Source organism: Microbacterium sp. KU4F (assembly GCF_056868075.1).
On sequence record NZ_CP200324.1, the window covers coordinates 2837547 to 2854160 of the forward strand.

10 protein-coding genes are annotated in these 16614 nt (G+C 71.8%); 8 read left to right on the top strand and 2 right to left on the bottom strand.

The features are described from left to right. Positions 1 to 218 precede the first annotated feature (218 nt). Entirely contained in the window at positions 219 to 6209 is a 5991-nt protein-coding gene (locus AC1VNH_RS14240; protein WP_483112149.1) for a fibronectin type III domain-containing protein, read from the top strand. Between the two features lie 851 nt (positions 6210 to 7060). Here the strand turns inward: AC1VNH_RS14240 and AC1VNH_RS14245 are convergent. Both AC1VNH_RS14245 and AC1VNH_RS14250 read right to left on the bottom strand, forming a co-directional pair. After that, the gene (locus AC1VNH_RS14245; RefSeq protein WP_483112150.1) at positions 7061 to 7864 is read right to left on the bottom strand and encodes a hypothetical protein; all 804 of its coding nucleotides are present in this window, start codon (positions 7862 to 7864) and stop codon (positions 7061 to 7063) included. A gap of 100 nt (positions 7865 to 7964) precedes the next feature. Then, positions 7965 to 9416, bottom strand: a complete 1452-nt coding sequence (locus AC1VNH_RS14250) for a tyrosine-protein kinase domain-containing protein (RefSeq protein ID WP_483112152.1) — start codon at positions 9414 to 9416, stop codon at positions 7965 to 7967. 201 nt (positions 9417 to 9617) lie between these two features. Between AC1VNH_RS14250 and AC1VNH_RS14255 the strand changes: the two genes are divergently transcribed. From AC1VNH_RS14255 to AC1VNH_RS14285, 7 genes are all read left to right on the top strand, one after another. After that, a complete protein-coding gene (locus tag AC1VNH_RS14255) occupies positions 9618 to 9752 on the top strand; it encodes a hypothetical protein (protein WP_283818112.1) in 135 nt (44 codons plus the stop codon). After that, on the top strand, positions 9749 to 10933 hold the full coding sequence (locus AC1VNH_RS14260) for a sensor histidine kinase (protein ID WP_483112154.1): 1185 nt from the start codon (positions 9749 to 9751) through the stop codon (positions 10931 to 10933). The genes AC1VNH_RS14255 and AC1VNH_RS14260 overlap by 4 nt, the downstream gene beginning before the upstream one ends. Before the next feature lie 129 nt (positions 10934 to 11062). Next, positions 11063 to 12034, top strand: a complete 972-nt coding sequence (locus AC1VNH_RS14265) for a hypothetical protein (RefSeq protein ID WP_483112155.1) — start codon at positions 11063 to 11065, stop codon at positions 12032 to 12034. A 5-nt stretch (positions 12035 to 12039) separates the two neighbouring features. Continuing rightward, entirely contained in the window at positions 12040 to 13668 is a 1629-nt protein-coding gene (locus AC1VNH_RS14270) for an efflux RND transporter periplasmic adaptor subunit (protein ID WP_483112157.1), read from the top strand. Next, a complete protein-coding gene (locus AC1VNH_RS14275; RefSeq protein ID WP_483112159.1) occupies positions 13665 to 14390 on the top strand; it encodes an ABC transporter ATP-binding protein in 726 nt (241 codons plus the stop codon). The genes AC1VNH_RS14270 and AC1VNH_RS14275 overlap by 4 nt, the downstream gene beginning before the upstream one ends. After that, entirely contained in the window at positions 14387 to 15670 is a 1284-nt protein-coding gene (locus AC1VNH_RS14280) for an ABC transporter permease (protein WP_483112161.1), read from the top strand. Before AC1VNH_RS14275 ends, AC1VNH_RS14280 begins: the two co-directional genes overlap by 4 nt. After that, positions 15667 to 16473 (top strand): hypothetical protein, encoded by an 807-nt coding sequence (locus AC1VNH_RS14285; RefSeq protein WP_483112163.1) that lies wholly within the window; start codon positions 15667 to 15669, stop codon positions 16471 to 16473. Before AC1VNH_RS14280 ends, AC1VNH_RS14285 begins: the two co-directional genes overlap by 4 nt. Positions 16474 to 16614: the final 141 nt, after the last annotated feature.

Consider the following 16614-nt stretch of genomic DNA (forward strand, 5'->3'; position numbering starts at 1 on the left):
CCGAGGGAGCGGTGCGCCGTCCCGGTGTTCGGATTCGTCTGGATCTTCCGATTCCGGATGCGCGGACGGCGCCGCCGCTGCCCCGCGTTTCCGGGCGTGTTCAGGATCCCGGGACCGGTGAGGGCCCGCGGCGCGCCGTGGCGCCGAGTTGACGCGTGCTCGTCGCGTACAGGAACATGCTCGCGAGGGCTGCCGGGGGGTTGCCCGAAGGGGGAGAGATGACTCGTCGTCATCGTTCATCGTCGCGCCTGCAGTCGACGCTCGCGGCCATCGGCGTCAGTGTGTGCCTGGTGCTGTCAGGGTCTTCGCTCGCCTGGGGCGCGACTGCGGCTCCGGAGCCCGTCGTCAGCGCGCCGCCCGCTGCCGAGACGGCGCCCGCCGACACGGTGAGCCCGGATGCGGCGCCGAGCCAGACCGCGCCGTCGCCCGACGCGGCCCCCGCGAACGAGACGCCCGACGTCTCCGCGCCTGGGCAGCCGTCCGATCCGCCGTCCGCCGGCGACGTCACGGACCCCGCATCCGGCACGGAGGAGCCCCCCGCATCCGAGGCGCCCCCGCAGACCGCCGACAAGGACTCCGCGCCCGCACCGCAGGAGGATTCGTCGGCACGCGCCGACACCAGCACCGCGGATCTCCCCGGCACGGGCAACCCCGGCACCGGGACGGGGGACCACCTCAGCATCTGGTGGGGCGGTTCGTCCCACGACGTGCCCGCAACGCCCGGCGTCGAGGGGGTCGTCACCCTCACGGGCGTGCTGACCGACTCGGTGAGCGCGCAGCCGATCCCCGGGTTCCGGGTCGCCGCCGCCGGCGGTTCCGGCGATGGCGAGGAGGTGCTCGCGGACACGACCACGTCCTCCGACGGCTCGTTCTCCCTCGCCGTCTCGACGTCGGACTCGTACTTCCGTCTGCTGTTCGAGTCGGGGGCGTCGCAGCTGTATGTGACCTCGACGGCCGAGGTGGACGGCGCGCGCGAGGGCTTCGCGTACGACCTCGGTGCGGTCACGCTCGAGCCGGGCGCCGCGGTGTCGGGTGCGGTGACGCTCCCCGCGGCGCCGGCGGGGATGTTCCCCGTGAGCGTGCAGCTGGTCGGTGTCGGCGACCCGTACGGGTTCAGCACCTACGAGGTCGCGGCCCCCGGGAGCACGGTGCCCTGGCGCATCGTGGTGCCGGCCGGGACGTATGACATCGGCTTCTCCGACGGCTCCGCCTTCCTCGAGCAGTGGTGGCAGGGGGCGGCGACCCGGGATGCGGCGACCGCCGTCACCCTCGCGGCCGGTCAGAGCATCGGCGGCCTCGATGCGACTCTCGCCTTCGGCGCGAACTCCATCTCCGGGCGCGTGGTCACCGCGCAGGGCGCGCCGTTGTCGGGCGTCGGTGTCTCCGCGTCCCCGGTCTCGACCGTCCCCGGCGCTCCGACGCGGTACTACTCTGCCGTCACCGACAGCACCGGACGGTACACGTTCGGCAACGTCCAGCCCGGCGCCTACCGGCTGCAGTTCTCCCCGGCGCGGGGACAAGGGCTGTCCACCTTCTACGGCGGTGCCACCTACGAGACGGCGACCGTCCTCACCATCGCGAACGAGGGGTCGACGAATCTCACCGGGATCGACGTCACCATCGTGGCCGGAGCGACCGTCATCGGCACGCTGCCGCAGGCCGCCGCATCCCGCGTGACCAACGTCGCCGCCCGCGCGAGCGGGACCATGGGGTCGACGTACGGCTGGTCGGGGGTCGCCTCGGACGGCACGTTCCGACTCACCGATCTTCCGGCGGGTACGTATCGGCTGCAGTTCACCGCCGGATCCTTCAACGAGGTGTGGGGAGATCCTTTCACCGTCGCGGCTGGCGACCAGCTGACGCTCGACGTCTCGGCCTACAGCCTCGAGCTCGGCACGATCTCGGTGACGCTGGACGAGGCCCTCTCGGCCCGACCCGGCTACATCGACGTCCTCGATGCCCAGACGCGCACCGTCGCGGCCACGATGGGCACGTACACCTCGACGCTCGAGGTGCGTGTGCGCCCCGGCGACTACCTCGTGCGCTACACCTCGTACGCGGGCGGCCAGCCGGTGTACTACGGCGGCGATTCGCTGGCCACCGCCACGGTCGTGACCGTGAGTGCCGATGACCGTGTGCCCGTGTTCCTGAGCGGTGGCACCGGCACGATCTCCGGCATCATCACGGATGCGGGCACCGGCGCTCCCCTCGACGGCATCACCGTTCGCCTCTACCGGGCCAACGACACCGGCGCGCCCTCATCCGCCATCGGCACGGCGACGACGGATGAGGACGGCGTCTACACGTTCGCCGCACTCAGCGTCGACAACTATGCCGTGCAGGCCGTCGGAGAGACGCAGCTCTACGTGAACCGATGGTTCGGTCCGTCGGGCTCGCGCGAGGACGCCACCGCGATCTCGCTCGGCGCGGGTGACGCCTACGACAGCGCCGATCTCCCCCTGACCCTCGGCGGTTCGATCGCAGGAACCTTCCCCGAAGCGGTCGGTGCGGGATACATCTACCTGTCGCTGTGGGTGCAGCCCACGCAGGGCGGTTCCGGCCTCACCTTCTCGGGATATCCGTCGACCATGCTCGATGACGGCGCCTTCGACCTGCGGGGCATTCCCGCAGGCGAGTACACGATCTCGGGGAGCCTTGGCAGCAATAGCATCGCTCCCACGTCGGCGATCGTGGTGGTCGCCGGTCAGACGACGTCGGGGATCACCCTGGCCCTGCCTCCCGCGCAGATCACCGGGACCGTCACCTCCGCGATCACCGGGCAGCCGGTCGGCGCGTACGTGAGGGCGACCTGGGAGTATGAGACCGAGTGGGGCACGTGGCAGAACTCCCAGAGCGCCACCGCCGACTCCACGACCGGCGCCTACCGACTCTCCGGCATTCCCGCCGGGGCATCCGTCATCCTCAAGTTCGAACGGAACTATGCGTCGGGCACGCTCTCGTCCCAGTGGTGGCAGGGCGCGCAGACGGAGGATGCCGCAACACCGATCGAGATCGGTCCGGACGGGTCCGCGCCGTTCGTCGCGAATGCGGTCCTTCAGCCCGGTCTGCGAGTGACGGGTCGCCTCGTCGACGCGTTGACGGGGGCAGGGGTCGCGGGCGTCTCCGTCGGCGACGGCAGCATCAGCGGCACGAGCGGCTCCGACGGCCGGTTCACGGCCGTGTTCGACCGCGTCGGCAGCACCGTGCTGCACACGTGGGCCACACAGGACTACGTGCCCTCGACGACACCGCTCGTCATCCCGGACGCAGGCCTCGACGGCGTCGAGGTCTCGCTGCAGCGCGGATACGGCATCTCGGGCACGGTGGTCGCCGCCAACAACGGCGTGCCGCTCTCCGACGTCTCCGTCTCGATCACCGGCGCGGACGACGAGTACGACTACCGGCAGAGCGTGCGGACGAACCCCGACGGCACCTTCACGGTTCCCGCCCTCATCCCTGGTCGGTACAAGGTGGAACTCGTCAACTATGACGGTCTGTACGTGTCGCAGTGGTACGACGGATCCGCCTCGTTCGACGGTGCCCGAGTGATCGACATCGTCGACGCGCCCGTGACGAACATCGACGCCCGTCTGGGCCTGGGCGGCACGGTCTCCGGACGCATCGTCGACACAAACGGTCAGCCGCTCGCCGGTGCCACGGTGGGCGTGGCGACGGCACCCACGAATGGCATCGCCGGCTTCTTCCAGCGCGTCGTGTCCTTCTTCGCCGGCTCCACCACGACGAGTCCGATCCTGGGGATCGAAACGACGACGGATGCGGACGGGCACTTCGTGCTCCCGCCGCTGGAGCCCGGCGACTACACGCTCTACGTCTACTCGCCGAGCACCGGTACCACCTGGTACAACGGCAAGTCGACGCGGGCGGAAGCCGACGTCATCCACGTCGGAGCCGGCCAGCGCGTCGCGCTCACGAACGACGTCGAGATCCTGCCGATCGATGAGGGCGAGACGCCGCGCTCGCCGGAGGAGACGCTGAGCGACTCCTTCGACATCGTCGCCGGCCCGAGCTCCCAGAGCGTCGAGGCAGGGCAGACCGTGACGTTCTCGGCACTGGCATCCGGCACCCCCGTTCCGTCGGTGCAGTGGCAGCGACGCGCCGCCGACAGCGACACCTGGGTGGACATCGAGGGCGAGAGCTTCCGCACCCTCACCTTCTCCGCCGCCCTCGCCGACGACGGTGCCGCCTTCCGCGCCGTGTTCACCCTCGGCGACCAGACGCGCGAGACCGATGCGGCCACCCTGGCGGTGGCCCCGGCACCGACCACGCCCGCGGCGCCGGCCGCCCCGACGGTGAGCCAGGTGACCACCGCGAGCGCGACGGTGACCTGGGCTGCGCCGGCGGATGGCGGGCGCGCGATCGAGGGGTACGAGGTGGCGGTCTATGCGGCCGGCGGCCAGGTGCCCCTGCGCACGATCACGCTCGGCACCGTCACCACGGCGACCCTCGGACTCGATGCCGCAACCTCCTACGAGGTCGCGGTCGCCGCGAGGAACGCGATCGGGACCGGCGCGTGGTCACCGCGAGCCGCAGTGACCACAGCATCCTTCACCGCACCCGCGGCGCCCACCGACATCGTGGCGATCTCCGTGACGGCGAGCTCGTTCGTCGTCCAGTGGAAGGGCGCAACCGCCACGCCGAGCGCCCCCGTCACCGGACACCGCGTCGTCGTCACGCACGGCGGCGATGTGGTCAAGGACGTGACCCTGGCGCCCGGCACGACGAGCCTGCTGGTCGACGACCTGCAGCCGCAGACCCTCTACGTGGTCAGCGTCGCCTCCGTGAACGGCATCGGCCAGACGATCGGCGCCTACATCGACGCGACGACGGCGGCGCTGCCGCCGGCGGCCACCGTGCCCGGTGCGCCCACGGCTCTCGCACAACGCTCGGCCACGCCGACCGGTCTCTCGATCGGATGGCAGGCTCCCGCATCCGACGGCGGGGCGCAGCGCACGGGCTACCTCGTGCGGGTGGCCCTGGGCGACGCGGTGACGACGCTCACCGTCGGCGCATCGGTCACAGAGATCTCCGTGGGAGAGCTCGCACCCGCGACCGACTACTCCATCACGGTCACGGCGATGAACAGCGTCGGTGCCGGCCCCGCCTCCTCGGCGTTGATCGCCCGGACGGCGGACGCTCCGGTGGTGCTGCCGGGAGTCCCGCGGCAGGTGAGCGCGGTCGCCACATCCGCGACCGCCGCGCAGGTGAGCTGGCAGGCGCCCGCATCCGACGGCGGCGCGGCGATCAGCGCGTACGACGTCGTGGTCACACGCGGCGGCCAGTCGGCTCCGGCGCAGGTCGTCGTGACCGGCACGACGGCGGTCGTCTCCGGCCTGCTGCCCGACACCTCGTACGCCGTCACGGTCGCCGCGCGCAACAGCGCGGGCACGGGCCAGGCATCCGCGCAGGTCGCGTTCACGACCCCGGCCACGGTTCCGACGGCGACCGCGCCGTCGGCGCCGGGTGCGCCGCGGCTGGTCGCGAGCACGGCGCGCACGGTCTCGTTGACCTGGGACGCACCGAGCTCCCACGGCGGCTCGCCGATCACCGAGTACCGGGTCCGCGTGTTCGGAGGAACCCAGGAGGGCGCCGTCGTGTCGGCCGACTCGACCACGTTGACCGTGGCGAACCTGCTTCCGGACACGGAGTACGTGTTCACCGTCGAGGCGATCAACGGTGTGGGCGTGTCGCCCGCATCCGGGTTCAGCGAGGTCATCACGACCGCGGCCGACGATGTCACCCTTCCCCCGACGGAGGGTAACCCCGGCGCGGGTGGAGCGTCCGTGCCCGCGGAGAGTTCCCTGACGGCACAGAACCGCGGCTCCGTGACGCTCGCCGCCGATCGCGTAGCCGCCGGAAGCCGCGTGGGAGTGGCGGGGCTCGAGGCAGGCGGCACGTACGACGTGTGGTTCTTCTCCACGCCCGTGTCCGGAGGATCCGTGACGGCGGATGCGGCAGGGCGCGCGACGGTGACCGTGCCGGCATCCCTGCCCGCAGGAGCCCACCGCGTGGTCTTCGTCGATGCGCAGACCGGTTCCATCGTCGGATGGGTGTCGTTCACCGTGGCGGGTCTTCCTGCGACGGGCGCATCGGCGCCCACCATGCTGGCGACGACGGCGGGCGCTCTGATGCTGCTGGGCGCGCTGCTGGTGGTCGACGCCCGCCGCCGGCGCCGCACCACGACGCGCTGACTCGCGGAGGCCGGGCGGCGACGGCCGTCGCCCGGCCTCGGGTGGGTGCGCCGGAGGGTGCCGCAACATCCGCACCGTCCGTGGCGCCCGGGTCGTGTGGCCCCGCTGCGTGCCCGAGTCGGTGGCCGAGTCGGGTGCCCGAGTCGGGTGGGCGAGCTGTGTGCCCGGGGTGGGTGCCCGAGTTGCGTCGCAGGTGCGCAGATGCGACATCTATGCGCAGGTGCGCCAGGCAATGGCTGTGGCTGATGCGGAAGAGTGTGGCCCTCGCCGAGTCGGCCGGTGCGGGGATGCGGGGTGCGGGCGATGCCGGGGGCGGAACTCCTGCAGAAGCGGGGTGGATCGCCTGGCGCGTGGGTGTTGTGGCTGATGTGCAGGAGTTCGGGGACAGCTCAGCCAGGACTCGGGCGTGGGAAGCCTGGCAGCGGATTCGGGGGCGATGTGGCTGAGTTGTGCCGTGGCCGTGGCCGTGGCCGTGGCCGTGGCTGTGGCTGTGGCTGTGGAGCGTGGCCCTCGCGGAGTCGCCCGGCGCCGGGATGCGGGGTGCGGGGGATGCGGGGTGCACAACTCCTGCAGAAGCGGCGGTGGACCGGTTGGCACGTGGGTGTTGTGGCTGATGTGCAGGAGTTCGGGCACATCTCAGCCGGGACCCGGCCTCAGCCAGGACGGGACGCAGCGGGCACAGCTCAGCAAGGACCGGGCCTCAGCGAGGACCGGGCACAGCTCAGCCAGAACCCGGCCTCCGCCAGAACCGGGCATCAGCCAGAACCGGGCGCCGCGGGGCAGACCGGGCGCCGCGGGGCAGACCGGGCGCCCGCGGGCCCGGTCCGGGCCCGCGCCGGGAGGGTACGGGGTCAGGGGAGGGAGCGGACGGTGTCGCCGGCCCAGAGCCAGAGTGCGTCGGATGCCGCGGCGAGGGCGGCGGGGCCGGCGGGGGCGTCGGCGAGGCAGGCGTCGCCGACGATCAGGCCGGCGCAGGAGGGGTCCGTGCGGGCCGCACGTACGCCGTCGGCTGTCGCGATGACGGCGACTGCGCCTTCCGCGACGGCCTGCCACGCGCCGCCGTTCCACTGCTGCGCGACGCCGTCGCAGACGAGGGTCAGCGCGTCGGCGTCGCCCTGAGCGCCCCAGGGTGACGGGCACGGCGCCTCGACGCGGCCCGAGGGGGTCACGACGACGGCGGGCGCCGCGGGGTCGACATAGGTCGCCGCAGCGAGAGTGGCGGCATCCTCTTCCCAGAACCGCCCCTGCGTGAAGGTGCGCAGCCCCTGCGTCTCGCAGGCGGCACCCATGCGCGCCACGATGCGTGCCTCCGTTCCGACGAACGCCTCGATGTGGAGGATCTCCCCGATGCCGAGATAGCGCGGCGTGACGTCGGTCCAGGTGCGACCTCCGTCGGTGGAGCGCTCCAACAGCGGCGGGACCGTCCCGCAGTCGCCGGCGGATGCGCGCCACACGGCCTGCTCGCCCGCGGCGAGGAACCGCTCGTCGGCGCCGGGCGCAGCAACGGGCGCGATCGGCGCGGACGAAGCCGAAGCCGAGGCTGAGGGGGATGGTGAGGGGGACGGCGCGAGGGAGGGTGCCGTCGTGCGAAGCGGGCGCGACTCGGGCGGGGTGCGCGGGGTCAGCGCGAACACCGCGAGCGCGATGGCGGCCACCGCCAGGACGGAAACGAGAACCCCCGTCAGCGCGCGTCTGACGGGGGTGGAGCGATGAATCGGGCGACGACGTGAGGACATCGCACGAACGCCTCTCTTCTCAGGAGCCCTTCACGAGCTCGTCGAGGCCGGCGTCATCCTCCGGCGCCCGCTTGCGTGAGTTCTTCTTCGGCGCCGGCTCCGGCGGGGTGCCGTACGTGCCGTAGCCGCCGTATCCGTAGCCATAGCCGTACCCGTAGGCGTCCGGCCCGCGGGTCGGGACCATGCTCATGACGATGCCGCCCACCTTCGCGTCGACCGTCTCGAGAGCCGTGAGAGCAGCGGTGAGCTGACCCGTCGTCGTGCGACCGGCGGCCACGACGAGGATGGCGGCGGTGGTCTCACGCGAGAGGATCGCCGCATCCGTCACCGGCAGCAGCGGCGGAGCATCGAGCAGCACCACGTCGAAGTCGCGGCTGATCGCCTCGAGCAGCTGCGCCATCTGACGCGAGCCGAGCAGCTCGCTGGGGTTCGGCGGCACCTTGCCGGCCGGCAGCACGAACAGCGGACGCTTGCCCCAGGGGAGCATCACGTCGCCGACCTTCGCGCGGCCGATCAGCACATCCGTGAGACCCGCTCCGCCCTCGATGCCGAGGTACTCGGCCACCTTGGGCTTTCGCAGGTCGGTGTCGATGAGGGCGACGCGCTTTCCCGCATCCGCCAGCGCGATCGCGAGGTTCACGGTCGTGGTGGACTTGCCCTCGCTCGGGATGGAGGAGGTGATCACGAAGGAGTGACCGCCGTCCATCTCGATGAACTGCAGGTTCGTGCGCAGGGCCCGGAACGACTCCGACCGGGTGTTGTACGGATCGGCCTGGATGATGATGGGCCGCTCCGCCGCCTTCGCGTCGAAGGGGATCGCACCGAGGATCGGGCGGTCGGTGATCTGGTTGACGTCGCGGATGGTGCGGATGCGGGTGTCGAGGACGGTCCGCAGCACCGCGATGCCGATGCCGACGGCCAGGCCGATGAGCGCCCCGAGCGCGAGGTTCAGGGGGACGTTCGGGCTCACCGGCACGTTCGTGGGGATCGCCGTGCGCGCGGTCGTCAGGCGCACCGGGCTCTCGCCGCCGGTGGACGGCTCGATCTCCTCGACCGCGAGCGGCAGCTGGGACGCCACGGCGTTGGCGATGTCGGCAGCATGGACGGGGTCGGCATCAGTCGCGGCGATCGTGATGAAGGTGGTGTTCAGCGTGCTGCTGACATTGATGCTCTTGGCCAGGGCGCCGGCGGTGACGTCGAGTCCGAGATCGCGAATGACGGGATCGAGCACGAGCGGAGTGGTCGCGACGTTGACGTAGGTCGCTACGCGCGCCTGCGTGAAGGTCGAGCCCTGCGTGATCTCCTGCACGCTGCCGCTGGACTGGGTCGAGACGACCACCGAGGCCTGCGACTCATAGAGGGGCGTGCGGGTCAGCGAATATCCGGCGGCCGCCCCCAGCCCGACGAGAGTTGCGACGACGATGATCAGCCAGTTCTTCCGCAGAACCCGGATGTAGTCGCTGAGTTCCATGGTGCCTCTCAGATCGGGAGTATCGGGCACCATCCTGCCACAGGCCTTATTTCGGGCCGGTGAACGATAACGCTCATCGGACATCCCGGCCGCGGCCGGCGCAGGGGAAACTACTCAGTCGCACGAGTGCAGCGACCGCCTCCGGTCTAGGTTCGTCACGGCGGGCTCCTGGGGGAGCCGCCTGTCAGGGAAGGGCGTGCGATGTCTCTCGCGAGTGCTGCCGCATGGGCGGCTGCGGCGACGCAGGGTCTGCCGTGGGTCTGGGGGGCGCTGGGCGTGGTGGGATTCGCGACCCTGGTGACCATCGTGGTGCGCGGGCGTCGCGAACGAGAGTGACCGCGCCCGTCCCCGCCCGATCGATCCGCCGTGCCCGTCGCGCCGGATCGATCACCGTCTCCCCTCTCGCGCGGGCGGCCGCATCCGAGGAACGCGCGCTCTCGCGCATCATGGTCGGCGCGACCGCGCTGGTGTCGGGACTGGGGGCGGTGCTCGCCAGCGTGCAAGCCGTGCTCGTGCTCGGGGTCGTCTCCGACGACATGCGCCACGTCGCCCCTGACCCGCTCTCCGAGATCCTGCTGCGATGGGCGTACAACTTCACCGCCGTCGCGATCGTGGTCGGGGGCGCGTCGCTGCTGCGCCCCGAGCGGCGGGGGACGCGCGCCCGGATCGCGGTCGTGCTCTCGCTCGCCGTCACAGCGGCCGTCATCCGATCCGTCTTGCAGGTGCTCAGCGGGGTGGTGGATGCGGGGTCGGCGGGCGCGGTGCGCGTGGTCGGCCTGGAGACGGCGATGACCTTCCTCCTGGCGCTGCTTGCTCTCGGCAGCGGACTCCAGTTCGCCGACCTCTGGCGTCGCGCGCGGGAGGCGGATCTGACGCGCATCGAGGCGCAGGAGAGGGCGCTGACCCTCATGGACGATGTGCGCGCGGAGGAGCTGCGGGTGCGCAGGGACGTGGCCGCCACGATCCACGGCTCGGTGCAGGGGACGTTCGTCGTGCTCGAGGCGGAGCTGCGCGACATCGCGGCGGGGATCCCGACGCCGCAGCGCATCACCGAGGTGGCCGATACGCTCGCCCGGTTGCGCGAGCATGAGCTGCGCGCTCTGAGCGAGCGGCTGTACCCCGTCGATCTCGACCGGGGGCTGGCGCCCGCGGTGCGTGCGCTCGCGGCCCGCACTCCTGCGCACGTCGAGATCGTAGACGAGGCGTCGCCGCTGCTCGCGGTGCTCGGCGCGCGCATCGACAAGCGGATGCGGATCGTCGTGGTGCGGGTGTTGGAGGAGGGGCAGACGAACGCGCTGCGTCACGGCGGCGCGCGCCGCATCCGACTCGCCGCGCGTGTGACCCGTGGCGTGCTGCTGCTCGAGGTCGTCAGCGACGGCGTCTCGCCCGCCGCGGACGCGCGGATGTCGGGACTGGCTCGCCTGCGCCAGCAGCTCGATGTCGTCGGGGGGACCCTCGAACTCACCGCGGGCGCCACAGGCGGTGCGGTGCTGCGCGCGCGACTGCCGCTGATCTGAGCGGCGTGACACCTTATCCGATCGGATGGGGCGGATGCGCGGCGTCTTCCCAGATGGGAAGACGTTATGCGATCCCTAAGCTGAGCATGTGCGTCGTCGTGTCGGCGCCGGTGATCCTATGGGGGAATCATGCTTCGTTCACGCCTGCTCGCCATCGCGCCGCTCAGCGTCGTCGCGGCGCTCGCTCTGGCCGCCTGCTCACCCGCCGACGGCGACAAGGGTGATGACCGGCCCGAGTCGCCGCTGTCGGCCTACCTGTCCTCGATCTGGGGCGGTGACCTGTCTCCCGAGGAGCAGGAGGCGCGCTTCACCGAGCAGCAGAAGAAGTCCGAGGAGCTCGTGGCGCAGTGCATGTCGGAGGAAGGCTTCGACTACACGCCCAACATCCAGTCGGTCTCCTTCAGCAGCGGCGAAGACGTCGAATGGAAGCCGGACGACCGCGACTGGGTGACCCAGTACGGCTACGGCATGGTCAACTACCCCGGCCGCGACGAGACGCCCACCGACCAGGAGGAGTACGTCGACCCCAACCAGGACTACGTCTCGAGCCTGTCGGAGTCGGAGCAGGCGGCGTTCTACGAGGCCCTGTACGGTCCGTCCCCCTCCGAGGAGGAGCTGAGCGAGGACGGCTCGTACGAGTACGACTGGACGAAGGCCGGCTGCCAGGGCTGGGCGCAGCACGAGTCCGGTGCCAACCCGATGATGGACGAGGAGTTCCAGTCCATCAACGACGCCATCAACGACTTCTACATGAAGATGGCCGACGACCCGGGCTTCGCCAAGATCGACGCGGAGTGGGCGTCCTGCATGGCCGACGCGGGCCACTCCGGCTTCGCCAAGCAGAGCGATGCGCAGACGAGCATGTCCGACAAGCTGAACGAGTACTACAGCGCGCAGACGGAGTACATCGAGGACGACCCGAAGCTCAAGGATCTCGGTGAAGAGGAGATCGCGCTGGCCATCGTCGACCTCGATTGCCGTGAGAAGACGAACTACCGCGACGCGTACGAGAAGGTGCAGTTCGCGCTCGAGGAGCAGTTCATCGCCGACAACAAGGCCGACCTCGACGCCCTCAAGGCGGCCGCCGAGCAGGCGAGCTGACCGAGGTGGCACGGAAGGACCTCGATCCCGTCCCCGACGACGTCTCGGACGATTCCGCGCTCACGCGCGAGCTGCTTGGCGAGGATGCGGCTGCTGCCGCGACCGAGGCGGAGGATGCGGGAGCTCCCCGCGGGCGCTTCGCCGCCCTGCGCGGGTGGGGGCGCGTGTTCCGCGGCAACCGCCCGCTGTGGATCACCGCCGCGGTCGCGGTGGCGAGCCTCGTGATCGGACTGCTCGTGGGGACGTTCGTCGTCTCGCCGGTGGAGGCGGCATCCCGCGCCGACGCGCCGGAGCCCGGACTCATCACGGTTCCGGTGGAGTTCGGCGAGCTCAGCAACGATGTGACCATCCGCGCCGATGTCGGTTACGCAGACGCGGTCGAGGTGACGATCGACACGGCCACCCTGTCGGGGCCGGCTGTGGTCACCGGGCAGGTGCCCGAAGTGGGTGCCGAGCTGAACACGCTGTCGATCGCGCTGGAGGTCGCCGGACGCCCGGTGATCGTGTTGCCGGGCGACCTGCCCGCGTATCGGAGCCTGCGCTTCGGCGTCTCGGGGCCGGATGTGGTGCAGCTCAAGAACGCGCTGCGCAGCGTCGGCATCGACGGGGGAGACCCGGCCTCGAACGTGTTCGACGCCCAGACGGCAGCGGGGATCACGGCGCTCTACGCCGCCGTCGGCTATCCCGCGCCCTCCGGGGATGAGGGGGCCGCCCAGGCCGTGAGCGCCGCCGAGGCGGGGGTGCGCTCGGCCCAGCAGACGGTCGCCGCGGCCCAGGCCGACCTGGCCAAGGCGCGGTCCGGAGCCGACGTCGTCGCCGTCAAGACCGCCGACAACGCGGTCGCAGCGGCCCAGCGTGCCGTGAACGATGCGATCGCGGCGCACAAGTCCGCATCCGAGATCGCCGATCTGCAGGACACTCTCTCGCTGCGCCAGCTCGAGCGCCAGCAGCTGGACGCGCCCGCCGACACCTCCGCGCAGCGCGCGGCGGTCGACGCTGCGAACGCGCAGGTGCAGCAGGCGCAGCAGGACCTGCAGCGTGCCCGCGAGGGGTCCATGGCGTTCCTGCCCTCATCCGAGGTGCTGTACCTGATGGGCCTGCCGCGCCGCGTCGACGCCGTCAACGTCACTCGCGGTGCGGTGCTGCAGGGCGCCGCCATGACCGTGTCCGGGGCCAGCGTGCGCCTGACCGGATCGGCGGGCGAAGCGGACGCGGCCCTGCTGCAGGTGGGCGGCGAGGCGAGCTTCGAGCTGCCCGACGGGACGCCCCATCGCGCCGTCATCACCGCTCTGGCTCCCAGCACGAGCAAGGACTCGACGGGACGGTGGTCGATCGAGCTGGAGCCCGACCCGCTGACGCCCGAGCAGATCCAGCAGATGCAGGGCTCCAACGTGCGTGTCGCCATCCCCGTGGGTGCGACCCAGGGAGAGGTGCTCTCGGTCCCCGTCGCCGCGCTCACCGCGGGTCCGGGCGGCGAGGCGCGGGTCGAGGTCGTCGAGGGAGACCCCCGCGACCCCGACGCGAAGACCCGCCTGGTCACGGTGAAGACGGGACTCGCCGCCAGCGGCGCGGTGGAGATCACTCCGCTCGAGGGCGCCGTCGACGAGGGCGACCTGGTCGTGGTCGGACGATGACTCGGGCCGCGGTCGTGACGGATGCGGCCGGGATCGATGCGGCGCCCGCGGCGCCGCTCGTGCAGTTGCGCGATGTGACCCGGTCCTTCCCCGGACCTCCCGAGGTGCAGGCGCTCAAGGGGATCAACCTCACGGTCGAGCGGGGCGACTACGTCTCCATCGTCGGTCCCAGCGGTTCGGGCAAGTCCACGATGCTGAGCATCCTGGGGCTCCTCGACCGACCGAGCGTCGGGGAGTATCACCTCGACGGCGTGCTCACCTCATCCCTCGACGAGGACAGCAGGGCCGCCGTCCGGGCACGCCGTATCGGGTTCGTGTTCCAGGCCTTCCACCTCATGTCGCGACGCACCGTGCTCGACAATGTGCTGATGCCGATGCTCTACAGCGGCGTGCCGCGCGCCGAGCGCGAGGACCGTGCCCGCGCGGCGCTCGAACGCGTGGGGCTCGGCGGGCGCACCGGCTTCCTGCCGGGGCTGCTCTCGGGCGGTGAGCGCCAGCGCGTCGCCGTGGCGCGCGCGGTCGTCAGCCGGCCGAGCCTGCTGCTGGCCGACGAGCCCACGGGGAACCTCGACCGACGCACCTCGGACGAGGTCATGGACCTCTTCGACGAGCTGCGCGCCGACGGGCTCACCCTCATCGTCATCACGCACGACGATGCCGTCGCCGCCAGGGCGAGCCGCCGCGTGCGGATCGCCGACGGCCGCCTGAGCGAGGTGGCATGAGACGCCGCCGCGCCGCCGCCCGCGAGCGCGTGGATCTCAGCGCACTGGTGCCGCCGACTCCCCGCGCCGACCGGTTCACCTCGCAAGACCTCGTCGCTGAGGCGACCGCCGACATCGGCTCGCGGCCCGCGCGGCTGATCATGACCATCGCCGGTACCGTGCTCGGCATCGGCGCGCTCGTCGCGACCCTCGGATTCGCGCAGACGGCCGCGGGCCAGATCGCCCGCCAGTTCGACCAGGCGGCGGCCACGCGGGTGGAGATCACGCCGGCCGAGGCGCGCACGCAGTCCGGCGCCTCCGTCGCCACGGCGCGTCTGCCCTGGGACGGTGCGGAACGGGTGGAGCGCCTTGCGGGCGTGGTCGCCGCGGCGACCCTCGCCGAGGTGACGCTGCCCGCAGGCGCTGCGATCACCGCGGTGCCCGTGTACGACCCGTCGGCCGCATCCGCCGCTCCCGCTCCGGTCGTGGCCGCATCCGAGGGTCTGCTCGACGCGCTCGGCGGACGGGTCACCCAGGGGCGGATGTTCGATGCCGGGCACGACGCGCGCGGCGACCGCGTGGCGGTGCTCGGAGCCCGCGAGGCCGATCGGCTCGCCATCAATCGCGTCGACAGTCAGCCCTCGATCTTCATCGACGGACTGGCGTACGCGGTGATCGGCATCGTCGACTCGTTCGAGAGGCGCGCCGACCTGCAGGACGCGGTCATCATCCCGGTGGGCACCGCGCGCGCCGACTTCGCATTGGCCGCTCCCGGCAGCATCCAGGCGCGCGTCGACGTGGGGGCTGGGCCGCAGATCGGCGAGCAGGCTCCCCTCGCGCTCGCACCCGATGCTCCGGATCAGATCAAGGTGGCCGCTCCCAGCGGACGCAGCGACCTGAGCCAGAACGTGCAGGCCGACGTCAACGTCGTGTTCATCGCGCTCGGCGTGATCGTGCTGCTGGCGGGAGGACTCGGCATCGCCAACGTCACCCTGCTCTCGGTGATGGAGCGCACGCCCGAGATCGGGCTGCGTCGGGCGCTCGGGGCAACACCGCGGCAGATCGCGGGCCAGTTCATCGCGGAGTCGGCGATCATCGGGATGCTCGGCGGGATCATGGGCTCGGCGGTGGCCGTGCTCTCGGTCGTCCTCGTGTCGGTGATCGCGGGGTGGAGCCCGGTGATCAACCCGCTGGTCGCCGTGGGGGGAGCTTTCCTCGGCGCCGTGGTGGGACTCGCCGCCGGGTGGCTGCCCGCGCGGCGCGCCGCTCGCATCGAACCCATCGCCGCACTCCGGGGATGAGCCGGGCGGCCGGTGTGGCGCGCGCGGTCAGCGCGGTTGCTGCGGTGGCCGCGGTCGGCACCGGTGTCTGCGCGATTCTCCTCGTGCTCCTCGACAGTGTCGGCGCGGTGTTCGCTGGCTCGTACGGCGCCCCGACGGTCGTCGCGTCAGCACTGCGCGCACAGCGGAGCGCGCAGGCACTTCAGACCGCGGTGCTCGTCTTGGCGACCGCGCTGGCGGCATCGCTCCTGCTCTTCGCGTTCGTGCGACGCCGGTCCCGTCGGTGGCGGGTGACGTCGATCATCTGCGGCACCCTGTTCTCCCTCGCCCTCGTCGCCGAGCTCGTGGTGATGCCCGCGGCGATCCAGCAGGCGGCCGGCGACGCTGCGCGGCTCGCCGAGGGGATACCCGTGGGCGTGGTGGCCGAACCCACGCCGTCGCCGGATCCCACAGTGCCGCCGCCGCTGACCGCAGACGCGGCTCGCGCCGAGATGCGGTCGCTCATCGAACGCAGCGTTGCGGCGGCGGGCGGAACACCCCTGGGTGCCGACGGCGCGGAGCTCGCCGCATCCGACATCCCGTTCGATGCGGCGCCCTGCGGAGACACCGGCACGCGGCTGAGCGCACAGTTCTCGATCCGCGCCGACGATCCCGACGGTGCTGTGGCGCGACTGCTGCGGATCTGGGACGACGCGGGCTACGCCCCCGACCGGGCGATGCAGCAGGACATCCGCTACAGCGAGACCCTGCCGGTGGAACGGCTCATCGTGCGAGCCGCGGACCCCATCCGCGTGTCCGTCGAGAGCGCCTGCGCCATCCCCTGACCGGGCTGCCGTCCGGCATCCGTCGCGCCCGAACTCCTGCAGAACGGGCGATTCGGGGCCGGATGCGGCGGCGGACCGCGGTTCTGCAGGAGTTCGGGCTGCGGGCGGGTCGTGAAACCGGGGCGACACACGCGCGGCGTA